The following is an 11,722-nucleotide window of genomic DNA, read 5'->3' on the forward strand; positions in this document are numbered from 1 at the left end:
ACAAACCCTCAATCGAGAATGCGATCAATTTGCAACCGCAGCGGCCACCGGGCCCGCGCCCGCTGCCGGCACATCGCCGTAGCCCTTGAGCACGTCATCGACCATGAGCTTCACCGAGGTCACGCTGGCCGCCGTGACGTACCAGGCCTCGGAATCGACGAAGACCACGCGGTTGTTCTTCCAGGCGCTGGTCTGGCGCAGCAGCGGGTTGTCCATGCCGGCAGCATCCATGCCCGGGCGGCGCTGCATGATGGCCGTGCGGTCGATCACGTAGAGGATGTCCGGGTTGGCCTGCTGGATGAATTCGCTGGAGATGGGCTGGCCGTGCAGGTCAGCCTCGGCCGCCGTGCTGGCGGGCCTGACGCCCAGCGCGTTGAAGACAAAGCCGTAGCGCGACTGCGGCCCGAACGAGGTGAAGGCGCCGTTGTTGTGCATGACGATGAGGGCCGTCTCCGCACGGCCCTCGGTGGCGCGCCGGGCCTGGGCCACCTTGTCGTCCATCTCGGCGGCCTTGGCGCGCGCCAGGTCCTGCTTGCCGAAGATGCGGCCCAGGGTCAGCAGATGATCGCGCACGGTGTCCAGGTGCCGGGTGCCGCTGTTCCTGAAGTCCACGTCGAAATGAACCGTGGGCGCAAAGCCCGAAAGCTCCTGGTAGGCGCTGGCCTGGATGGGCGAGATCAGCACCAGGTCGGGCTTGAGCGCATGCACGCGCTCCAGGTTGGGCTGGACGATGGAGCCCAGGTCCTGCACGTTGGCATCGTCCTTGTACCGGGCCAGGAAGTGGGGCACGAAGTCCTTGGGCATGCCGGCAATGGGCACGCCGAGCTGGTCGAGGAAGTCGGCCTCGTTCATGTCCAGCGCGGCCACGCGCTGCGGCGGGCGCTCCACCACCGTCGTGCCCAGCTGGTGCTGCACGGTGACGGGCTTGAACTCGCCGGTGCCCGCCGCCTGCGGCGCTGCGGCCTGTGCCGACGGGTTGGCGGGCCGGTCGCAGGCCGACAGGGCCAGGGCAGCGGCCAGGGCCAACATGGGAGCGTGATGGGGAACGCGGAACAGACGGGTCACGGGCTTTCTCTCCTGAAAAATGGGATGCATTGCGTTGGGTGTTTTTGGGAAGCCGGGGCCGGCTCAGGCCCGCCCGCGCCCGCGCACCATGAGCGCGAGGAAGTAGCTGCCGCATACCAGGTTGACCAGGATGCCCACCGAGGTGCGGTAGTTGAAGACATGCTCCACCGCCAGCTGCGCCGCGAGGAAGATGGACACGGCCACGGCGCAGCCCAGCGGCAGCGTGACCCGGTGGCGCGCCGTGCCCGCCAGCGCATAGCTGATGTGGGCCACGAAGATGCCCATGAAGGCCGTGGGCCCCAGCAGGCTGGTGGACACCGCCACCAGCGCGGCAATCAGCGCCAGTTGCAGGCGCAGCTGGCGCTGGTAGTGCACGCCCAGCGAGATGGCCTGCTCGCGCCCCAGGGCCAGCACGTCCAGCACGGGCAGGCTGCGCCGCACGATCACGCAGGCCACGGCCACGATCAGTGCCGACCACAGCAGCTGCGCGGGCCGGGCGCGGTTGAACGAGGTGTAGCTGTAGCCCTGCAGCACCGAGAATTCGCCCGGGCTGATGCGCAGCTGCACGAACTGCGTGAAGGTGCCTATCACCATGCCCAGCACCAGGCCCAGCAGCAGCAGGAAGTACACGTTGTCGCGGCCCCCGCCCAGCAGCCAGCGGTGCAGGACCCAGGAGTAGCCCAGCATGCAGGCCACCGACAGCCAGAAGTTGCCGCTGGGGCCCAGCACCACCAGGCTTTGCACGCCCATGGCCAGCACCAGCAGCGCCTGCAGCAGCAGGTAGACCGCCTCGTAGCCCATGATGGCGGGGGTGAGGATGCGGTTGCCCGCAAGCGTCTGGAAGACGATGGACGACAGCGCAATGCAGATGCCGCCGATGACGATGGCCGACAGCCGCGTCAGCCGCCGTGCAATGACGTAGCCGAAGTCCAGCCCCGAGCCCAGCAGCACGAAGCAGGCCGCCAGCGCGACGGCAACCACGGCAACCACGGCAGCCGCAATCCATGCGGTGGTGTGAGGCAAGGCCTTGCGCATCACGGCCTTCTGCGCAGGATGAGCACGAGGAAAAGCACGCCGCCCACGCTACCCGCCGTCAGGCCGATCGGCACCTCGAAGGGGTGCATGATCAGCCGGCCCACGATGTCGCAGACCAGCAGCAGCGAGGCGCCGCTGAGCGCGACGATGGGCAGGGTGCGGCCCAGGTTCTCGCCGCATCGCATGGCCACCAGGTTGGGAATGACCAGGCCCACGAAGGGAATGGCGCCCACGGTGATGACCGTGGCCGAGACGGTGACCGCCACCAGCACCAGGCCCAGCGTGGCCAGCGCCGGATAGCTCAGCCCCAGGCTGGTGGCCATGCCCTCGCCCATGCCCAGCACGGTGAAGCGGTGCGCAAACGCATAGGTCAGCACCACGATGGGCACGATGAGGTAGATGATCTCGTAGTGGCCCTGCACGACGCGCGAGAAGTCGCCCAGCAGCCAGCCCTGCATGCTTTGCAGCAGGTTGTGGCGGAAGGCATGGAACTCGGCGATGGCGCTGAGCACGCTGCCGTACATCAGGCCGACCACGGGCACCAGCACCAGGTTGCGCAGGCGCATGCGGCGGATGATGGCCACGTACAGCAGGCTGGCGCCCAGGCAGAACACGAGCGCGAACACCATGCGCCAAGCCACGCCCCACGCGCCCGAGGTGAAGGCCGAGGCGGGCGCCACCGTCAGCGACACCAGAATGCCCAGCTTGGCCGCATCCAGCCCCCCACAGGTCGCAGGCTCCACAAATCGGTTCTGCACGATCTGCTGCAGCACGACGCCGCACACCGACAGCCCCACCCCCGTGAGCACCAGCGCTGCCAGGCGCGGCAGGCGGCTGGCCGTGAGGGTGAGCCAGGCATCGCCCGACAGCGACAGCAGCTGCCCCCATTCCACCTGCCGCGCGCCGGTGAGCACGGAGGCGCAGCACAGCGCGGCAAACGGCAGCAGCCACGGCGCCAGGCGCGGGACCTGCGTCCCTGTCTTTGGCTTCGCAGGCTCGCTCAACGGAGGTCCTCACCCGTGCCCGTGCCCGTGCCCGCTACCGTGTCCGTGCCCGCAATGCGCCAGCCCTTGGCGGCGCGCCGCCGCGCCAGAAAGCGCGCATACAGGCCCTGCGCCTGTGCCAGCTGCTGCGGCGTGCCCTGCTCGCTGACGCGGCCCTGGTCCAGCACGATGATCTGGTCGGCCATGGCCACGGTGGACAGCTGGTGGGCAATCACGATCAGCGTGCGCCGGCCGCGCAGCCGCGCCAGCGCCTGGGCGATGGCGGCCTGGTTTTCGGCATCCAGCGCGGCCGTGGCCTCGTCGATCAGCAAAATGGGCGCATCCTTGATGAGCGCACGCGCGATGGCGATGCGCTGGCGCTCGCCGCCCGACAGGCGCGCCCCGCCCTCGCCCACCGGCGTGTCCAGGCCCTGCGGCAGGCGCTCGATGATTTCGGCCACGCCGGCCTGGCGGGCGGCTTCCATCACCTCGGCATCGCTGGCCTGCGGGCGGCCCATGCGGATGTTGTCGGCAATGGAGCCCTGGAAAAGGTAGCTGTCCTGGAAGATCTGGCTGATCTGCCCGGCCAGCCGCTCGCCCGCGATCTGGCGCACGTCGATGCCGCCCACCAGAACGCTGCCCTGCTGCACATCGAAAAAGCGTGCGACCAGCCGCAGCACGGACGATTTGCCAGAGCCCGAGGCGCCCACCAGCGCCGTCATCGAGCCCGGCTCCACGCGCAGGCTCAGGCCGCGCAGCACCTCGGGCTGGCCCGGCGCGTAGCGGAACACCACATCGCGCAACTCCACCGAGGCATCGCGCGGCGCCTGGGGCACGGCAGGCTCGGGCAGCGGCTGGACCGCGAGGATGTCGCGCACGGCATCGAGCTGCACGCGCGCGGCGCGCAGCGAGTCGGCGTAGCCGGCCACCTCCAGCAGCGGATCGACATGGCGGCAGGCCAGCAGCAGGGCCACGATCACGGGGATGGCGGCTACCATTCCCATGCCCATGCCCTGTGCTGCAACGCCGCCCAGGCGCTCGTCCAGCCACAGCGCGCCGGCCACCAGCAGGGCCGCAAACACGGCCTGCACGGCCCAGCCGTTGAGCACGCCCGACAGCGCCGCCAAGCGGATGGATTGCGCGCCCGATGCGCGCTGCCGGCCCAGGGCCTGCTCCAGCCAGCGCGTGCCGCCGCCTTCGCCATTGAAGGCGCGCAGCACGGACTGCGCCTGCGCAAACTCCACCATGCGCTGGCTGGCGCCGGCCATGCTGCGCTGCAGGCGCTCGTCGGCACGGCGGCCCAGGTACGCGGTGACCAGCAGCACGCCTGCCAGCAGCGGCAGCGCCAGCAGCGCAATCAGGCCCATGCGCCAGTCCATGGCACACAGCGCGGCCACCACGGCAACGGGCGCCACGGCGCCGCTGAACACGGGCGTGAACACATGGGCCGGCAGCTGGGCCACCTCCATCATTCCCTGCGAGACAACGTGGTTGAGCCGGGCCGTGTTCTCGGGCGTGAACCATCCCACGGGCAGGCGAGCCACATGGTCACCCAGCCGGTGGCGCGCCACGCGCAGAACGGCGGCGCCCAGGCCCAGGCCGGCCTTTTCCACCTGGCGCTGCCAGGCCCAGCACAGCACCACGCCCGCCAGCAGCACGGCCAGCCAGGCTGCGGCGCCGCGCGTATCGCCTGCCAGCAGGCGCGACAGCACGGGCACCAGGGCCGTGACGACCAGGCCGCTGAGCAGGCCATGCGGCACGGCCATGCAGGCATAGCGGCGGAAAAGCCGGGCGTCGTCGCCCAGCAGTTGCATCAGGGTCTTCAGCATGGGGGCAGCTCCGGGGCCAGGGCGGGGGTGGAAGGCAGGGATTGGGAGGGCTGTGACTCGCACCCGCCCAGCGCCCACAGCCGTGCGTAGCGTCCGCCCAGCGCCAGCAGCTCGGCATGGCGGCCGCGCTCGCGGATGGCTCCGCCTTCCACCACCAGGATCTGGTCCGCATGCATGACGGTATCCAGCCGGTGAGCGATGACCAGCAGGGTGCGTCCGGCGGCCAGGCGCGACAGGGCTTCCTGGATGGCGGCCTCGCTCTCGGCATCGGCAGCGGCCGTGGGTTCGTCCAGCACCAGCACGGGCGCATCCAGCAGCACGGCGCGCGCAATGCTCAGGCGCTGCTGTTCGCCCCCGGACAGCTGGGCGTCTTCGCCGATCACCGAGTCATAGCCGCGCGGCAGCGCCAGGATGCGTTCATGGATGTGGGCGGCGCGCGCCGCCTCTTCCACCTCCTGCGCGCTGGCCGAGGGCCGGCCCAGTGCGATGTTCTCGCGCACGCTGGCATGCACCAGGCGCACGTCCTGCAGCACAAAGGCCAGGTGGCGGTACAGCTGTGCGGTCTCGATCTGCCGCAGGTCCACCCCGCCCAGCGTGATGCGCCCTTCGTTCGGGTCGAAGAAGCGCAGCAGCAGCCGGGCGAGCGTGGACTTGCCCGCGCCCGAGCCCCCCACCACGGCGGTCACCGTGCCGGGCCTGAGCGTGAAATCCATGCCCTTGAGCACGTCATGCCCCGCCTCGTAGGCATGGCCCACGCCTTCGAAGCGGACTTCGCAGCCTTGGGGCAGCCTGCATTGATGGGCGGCCGGTTGCTCCAGCACGGGCGTGCGCAGCAGCGCCTGCACGCGCTGGGCGGCGCCCGTGGCGTGGTTGAGCGCATGCAGGTTGAAGCTGAGCAGCTGCAGCGGCGCGCTGATGCCCGGCGCCACCAGGGCAAAGGGCAGCACGTCCACGGGCGCCATCCAGCCCAGGGCCGTGAACAGCGTGCCAAAGGCCAGCACCACCCCCAGCACGGCCACGGGCGCGATCAGCGCATTGGCATTGGCGCGCGCCGACACCAGCGGACGCGCAAAGCCGAGGAAGGCATCGGTAAAGCCATCGACGGCCTCGCGGTAGCTGCCATGGGCGCGCCCGCTGGCACCAAAGGCCTTGACCACGGGAATGCCGTGCACGAACTCCACCACCGCGTTGTTGATGCGCGCCAGCCCCGCGCCAAAGGCCGGCATGTGGGCGCCACTGGCCTGCATGGCATGGCGCATCACCAGAAAGAAGATGCCGAACGGCAGGGCCGAGACCAGGGCCATCCGCCAGTCCATGGCCACCAGGTAGACCGCAGAAGCGGCCACCGTGCCCGCGCCGCGCCCCACCGTGGTGTAGAAGTGCGCGGTCAACTCGTGCAGGGTGGCCACGTCGTCCTGCATGGCCTGCTTGACCTGGCCCGAGGCCCGCTCGGTAAACCAGCCCAGCGGCACGCGCGCCAGCCGCTGCATGGCCGACAGGCGCAGCCCGTGGGTGAGGCGGTTGTCGGCCAGATGGGCAACCAGCTCGCCCGCCGACACCAGGGCCATGCCCGCGAACAGGCAGACAAGGCACAGCGCGATGACGCGCCAGGCATCGGCCGCCACCATGCCGCCATCGGCCAGCGCCAGCCGCGCGATGTGGGCAATGCCCGCCAGCGGCGCCAGCGCCAGCACGGCGCCCGCAAACGACAGCAGCGCGGCAAGAACAAGCTGCGCGCGGATGGGCTGCAGCGTCTGCGCAATGGGGCCGGGGCCGGCCTGGGGGTCATCGGCATCGGTGGAGTGCATGGGATTTCCTGGAAGGCATGGCGGAACAGAAAACAAGGGCTCTTGCCTGTCTTCCGAACGAGAACGCCAAACCCTCAATCCGCAGGGCGAGGAAGTTGAATCAGCCGGTAACGGGTTCCGAGAGACGAGGAAGGCGCCGCGATGAAAGGCGCCTCAGCCCGCCGCCTGCACCGTGACCCAGTAGCGCGTGCGCGCGACCACCTGCACGGGCAGGCCCAGCGCCAGGTTCTGCAGGGCGCGGTCGGTATCGCGCAACGAGAACACGCCCGTGACGCGCAGGCCGGCTACCTGCGGGTCGCAGCGCAGCAGGCCCGTGCGGTAGCGCGCCAGCTCGGCCACCAGCTCGCCCAGCGGCATGTTGTCGGCCACCAGCACGCCGCGCGCCCAGGCGGCGGCGCTTTCCTGCGCGGCCACCGGGGGCTGGGCCAGATCGCCGGAGAAGACGGCGCCCTGCCCTGCCTCCACGCGCACCACCTGGCCCGGCGCCCGGGCGGGACGCACTTCCACCGCGCCCTCGAACACGGTCACGCGGGACTGCTCATCTTCCTGGCGCAGGGTGAAGCGCGTGCCCAGGGCCTGCACCGTGCCGTGGCGCGAGCGCACGCGCAGCGGGCGCGGTGTGCTTTGCGGATCAGGCGCGGTGGTCACGAGGATTTCTCCGGCGCGCAGCAGGATCAGGCGTTCGGCCCCGTCAAAGCGCAGGTCGATGGCCGAGGCCGAGGCCAGCACCACCTGCGTGCCATCCGGCAGCGTGATCTCTCGGACTTCACCACGCGCCGTGCCATGGCTGGCGGCGGCGACCTGCCATGCATCGGTGCCGCGCACCACATGGGCAATGCCTCCGGCCGTGGCCATGAGGCCCAGCAACTGCATGGCACGGCGGCGGCCCCGGGGCGCCGGCGACGCAGCGGAGGTGTCCGCCAGCGTATGCCGCGCGATGCCGCCGGGCACGCTGCGCAGCTTGTCGTCAAAGGCCTGCAGCCGGCTCCAGGCCAGCTCGTGCCGCGGATGCTCGGCACGCCAGCGGGCGCAGGCGGCTCGGTCTTCATCGCTGGCGTCGTCAGCCCACAGCCGGGCCATCCATTCGGCGGCGCGCTGGACAATGGCCGGCTCCAGCAGCTCGCTGGCGGACGCAGTTGCGCAGGCGTCAGTGGATGCGGCTGACGCGGCCGATGCCGGAGATGAAGACATGCCGGCCACTCAGCACACGGCGCCGTGCAGCGCCTGGTAGCAGGCCAGCAGGCCGGCAGCGATGTATTTCTCCACCGAGGACACGGACACGCCCAGCTCGGCCGCGATATCTCGGTAGGCCATGCCGTCGAGCTTGCACAGCAGCAGGGCCTTGCGCGCCTTGGGCGGCAGGCCGTTCAGCGCGGCATCGATCTCCACCAGCGCCTCCAGCGCCAGGGCGCGGGCTTCCTCGGAGGGAGCCATCTGCTCGGGCAGCAGGGCCAGCGCTTCAAGATAGGCCGCCTCCACGCGGCGGCGCCGGTACAGGTCGATCACCAGGCCATTGGCGATCTGGGTGAGATGGCGGCGGCGCTCATCGGCCGGCGGAACACGGCCCGTGCGCAGCAGTTGCAGGTAGACGTCGTGCGCCAGATCGGCCGCATCAAAGGCATTGCCCAGCTTGCGGCGCAGCAGGCCGCGCAGCCAGCCGTGGTGATCGGTGTAGAGAATTTCGACTTGTTGCTGATGCGCAAACTCGGCGGCGGCCACAGTACCCCTCCCTGTGCCCCAGGGCGCAGGCACGCCGGGGACGTATGACAAATGAGAACCATTTGCATTTTATATGGAAGCCAGCCCCCGCCGCCGCGACGCACTAGCGCTGCGGCAGGCCGGGCAGTATGGCGTTCAGGTCTACCGCGTTGGCCATGGCGCGGTTGCCTTCGTCGCCAGGATGCAGGTGGTCGCCCGAGTCGAAGCGCGCCGCCATGCGTGCCGGGTGGGCGCTGTCGCGCAGCACGGCGTCGAAGTCGATGACGGCATCGAAGGCGCCGCCCAACCGTATCCATGCATTCACCTGCCGCCGCAGGTCGTCCTTGCCGTCCTGGTAGTAGTCGTCCAGCGGCGTGCCTGGCAAGGCGCCCTCGAAAGGCGGCAAGGTGGCGCCGATCGCGCGCAGGCCGTGGCTGCGCGCCCTGGCAACCAGCTGGCGATAGCCCTCTGCCATGTCCTGCAGCGTGGGTCGCTGCGCCCGCCGCGCAAAGGCCGTGCCGGGCCAGGAAATATCGTTGATGCCCAGCAGCACGATGAGGCTGCGCACACCGGGCTGGGCCAGCACATCACGCTCCAGCCGCGCCAGGGCATGCTCGCCCATGCCATCGGACAGCAGGCGCGCCCCCGAGATGCCGGCATTGACCACCGCCGCGCCGTGCGGCGCAAGGCGCGCGGCCAGGAAATCCGGCCAGCGGCTGTCTCTGTCCAGGCTGGCCGTGGCACCGTCGGTGATGGAGTCGCCCATCACCGCTACCACGGGCACCGCGGGGTCGGCCTCGACCTGAATACCCGCCAACAGCGGGCGGGCCGTGCTGCTGAGCGTGCCAGGAGCCGAAGTCCGCAGCGCCGCAGCCGCGGACTGGTCGCCCGCCACGATCCAGCCGGTCTGACGCCCATCCCAGTGAAAACTCTGCACAGGCATGGCGCCGGGCAGGTACAGGCTCACGGCCACCTGCGACAGCGCCGCCAAAGGCAAGGCCACAGGGTCGCTGACCAGGGATGCGCCTGCGGCAATGGTGGCTTGCGCGCTGCCGCCAAAAGTCACGGCCTGCAGGCTGCCAGCGTCAATGGCGCCCTCCGGCAACGGCTTTGCCACGGTCGCCCTGCCCACGGTCACAGGCTGGCCGCCATAGGCGTTGGACAGCACGATGCGCAGGCGCGGCCCGCCCAGGCTGATGCGCGCCACCTGGCGCACGGTCTGGTCCTGCAGAACGGCGGGCAGGTTGGTAGGAAAGAGGAAGTCCGCCCCCCAGACTGGCTGCGGGCTGGCCTGCCACGTGGCAGCCCAGTTGGAGGCTTCAGCCGAACCCGCCGGCACCGTTGAATCCGCCATGGCTGGCGTGGAAATCACAAGCGCCAGAAGGGCCGCGCCCGAGGCCGTGGAAAGCGATGGAAAAAGTTGCCGCATGCAAGGAATCCGATGTCTGTCGATGGCGGGATCATGGATTCAAGGGCTGCGCGGGACTAGACGGTCTGCTGGAACACCATCTGTGAATTTAATTCACGATGAGGCCTGTGCTGTGCTTTGGCAGCGAGGATGGGTTTGGCGTGCCCAGATGGTCGCAGGGATGGCAGGGAATGGCGATGCGCCGTTGCCATTCTTTTCCTGCCCTTGAAGTTAGGCTGCATTTAACTGAACTTGCTTTGTGCTGTGCGCCGTGGCGCTTTTTTATCACCAATTTTAGACGGAGCTTTCCATAGTATATTTTGTATATATACTATTTCTTGAAACGGATGATGATGCAAACACTTGTTATAACAAAAATACAAGTTGATGTTATTATGGAAAATTTATTATCAATAAAAGGTATTTTGAAATTAATAATGCTCTTAAAAAGAAATAGAAGGAAAATATATGCCATTGCATATACTTTATTCTTCGTACATTTGATTTTTGTTACGCAATATATTGAGAATATAAAACCAGCGTATCTACTGAAATTAAATAGATGGCAGATATATCGCCTGATGCCCAGCAGGTAGCGGGCCACATAAATGCTGTGCATGCTATGAAACTGTAATTCCTCATTTTATTTACAGGGGCAGGTGAATCCATTTATGTCGCCGGATTTAAATGCTTCCCACGCCTTCTTTGCACTCTCAAATAGAGAGCTATCCTTACTGGGGACAATCGATTCCTTGCCTATATGAATAAGAATTTCCGCAGCACTCTCTTGTCCAGTCCACAGTTGAAAACCCGAGTGAAATGGGAACGTCGCATCTTGTATAGTGTGCAATGCCGCGCCGAAATGGAATAGTGCTGAGTCCATATCGCCAGATTTTTTGGCGTTCAGCGCTTTCTGCGATTCATTTTTTATAAATTTATTTGTGGCGGCACATGCCCCTGCTTTGGTCTGACCGGGGCGTCGCATCGCGTGCATATGACTAAACTCCGGCGTTTGGTGCTCAGCGCTATCGGCCCACACATGACCTCTTGCGACGGCCGACAATTGTGATTGACTTATCTCTTTGCCAAAAACCAAATAACCGGCTCTTTGATGCACGTATGCGCCTTTCTGGGAAGCCCATAACCCTAATGGGTCAATTTTTTGTAATGAAATCAATGGATAGATACTTTTATTCATGCCGCCGCTTAACCCAATAGGATCCTGATTGACATAAATCCCCACCACCGGATCGTAATACCGATGCCGGTTGTAATACAGCCCCGTCTCCCTGTCATGGTGCTGCCCCGGCAGCCGGATCGCCTGGTGGATGCCCTGCGGGTTGTATTCCTGCAGCACATTGCCCCAGGGGTCCAGCTTCGCGGCCCAGGCCACCTGGCCGTTCTGGTCCGTCAGGGCCATGGGTGTGCCCAGATGGTCGCAGTGGTAGTGGTGGATGGCGATGCGGCCGTGCTGTTCTTTTTCCTGTTCCTGCAGCTGGGCCTGCATGCTGCCCAGCAGGCGTGTGGGTGCTGTCTGCCTGTTCACCCAGCGTGGCTTGGGCGCCGGGCGGCAGGTCCAGCGTGTGGGGCAAGTGGCGGGCAGCGTCTTGCTGCACGGCACTAAATAAGAGTTATATCGCAAAGTCAAACGATGAGATTTTCAGAAATCTCAGTGGATCCTTCACCCTGATACCCCACTAATCTGCCTCCTCCGCCAATACACCCCTGATTATTGGATAATTTAAAATCCACGCCAGAAGAACCCCAATCAGAAAAAACCATCTATTGTCTGCAACAATAGACATTCCAACGCCAGCAAAGAAGAAAATTATCCCCAATATTTTTCCTAACATCAAAACAATCTGGTATTTTTTCTTTGAGATTTTTATGATCATA

9 protein-coding genes and 1 pseudogene are annotated in these 11,722 nt (G+C 66.5%); all 10 read right to left on the reverse strand.

What is annotated here, in order from left to right:
- Positions 1–24: 24 nt before the first annotated feature.
- The 10 genes and pseudogenes from U6958_RS24425 to U6958_RS24470 all read right to left on the reverse strand — a co-directional run bounded on the left by U6958_RS24425 (position 25) and on the right by U6958_RS24470 (position 11,721).
- A complete protein-coding gene (locus tag U6958_RS24425) occupies positions 25–1,065 on the reverse strand; it encodes a siderophore ABC transporter substrate-binding protein (protein WP_074923831.1) in 1,041 nt (346 codons plus the stop codon).
- Between the two features lie 63 nt (positions 1,066–1,128).
- Complete coding sequence (locus tag U6958_RS24430) at positions 1,129–2,100, reverse strand: iron chelate uptake ABC transporter family permease subunit (protein ID WP_046988636.1); 972 nt, start codon at positions 2,098–2,100, stop codon at positions 1,129–1,131.
- Entirely contained in the window at positions 2,100–3,104 is a 1,005-nt protein-coding gene (locus U6958_RS24435; RefSeq protein WP_074923828.1) for an ABC transporter permease, read from the reverse strand. Before U6958_RS24435 ends, U6958_RS24430 begins: the two co-directional genes overlap by 1 nt.
- On the reverse strand, positions 3,101–4,912 hold the full coding sequence (locus tag U6958_RS24440) for an ABC transporter ATP-binding protein (protein WP_074923825.1): 1,812 nt from the start codon (positions 4,910–4,912) through the stop codon (positions 3,101–3,103). The genes U6958_RS24435 and U6958_RS24440 overlap by 4 nt, the downstream gene beginning before the upstream one ends.
- Positions 4,906–6,720 (reverse strand): ABC transporter ATP-binding protein, encoded by a 1,815-nt coding sequence (locus U6958_RS24445; protein WP_074923823.1) that lies wholly within the window; start codon positions 6,718–6,720, stop codon positions 4,906–4,908. The genes U6958_RS24440 and U6958_RS24445 overlap by 7 nt, the downstream gene beginning before the upstream one ends.
- A gap of 153 nt (positions 6,721–6,873) precedes the next feature.
- Positions 6,874–7,911 (reverse strand): FecR domain-containing protein, encoded by a 1,038-nt coding sequence (locus U6958_RS24450; RefSeq protein ID WP_074923881.1) that lies wholly within the window; start codon positions 7,909–7,911, stop codon positions 6,874–6,876.
- Positions 7,912–7,920: 9 nt separating this feature from the next.
- Positions 7,921–8,439 carry a sigma-70 family RNA polymerase sigma factor gene (locus U6958_RS24455; RefSeq protein WP_074923820.1) on the reverse strand — a complete coding sequence of 173 codons (519 nt, stop codon included), beginning with the start codon at positions 8,437–8,439 and terminating at the stop codon, positions 7,921–7,923.
- A gap of 103 nt (positions 8,440–8,542) precedes the next feature.
- Positions 8,543–9,847 (reverse strand): SGNH/GDSL hydrolase family protein, encoded by a 1,305-nt coding sequence (locus U6958_RS24460; protein WP_074923818.1) that lies wholly within the window; start codon positions 9,845–9,847, stop codon positions 8,543–8,545.
- Positions 9,848–10,967: 1,120 nt separating this feature from the next.
- A pseudogene (locus U6958_RS24465) lies at positions 10,968–11,442 on the reverse strand (RHS domain-containing protein); the annotation flags it as partial.
- A gap of 81 nt (positions 11,443–11,523) precedes the next feature.
- The gene (locus U6958_RS24470; protein WP_047218304.1) at positions 11,524–11,721 is read right to left on the reverse strand and encodes a hypothetical protein; all 198 of its coding nucleotides are present in this window, start codon (positions 11,719–11,721) and stop codon (positions 11,524–11,526) included.
- Position 11,722: the final 1 nt, after the last annotated feature.

Origin of the sequence: Delftia lacustris (genome assembly GCF_040267515.1) — a bacterium.
GTDB classification, from domain to species: Bacteria; Pseudomonadota; Gammaproteobacteria; order Burkholderiales; family Burkholderiaceae_C; genus Comamonas; species Comamonas tsuruhatensis.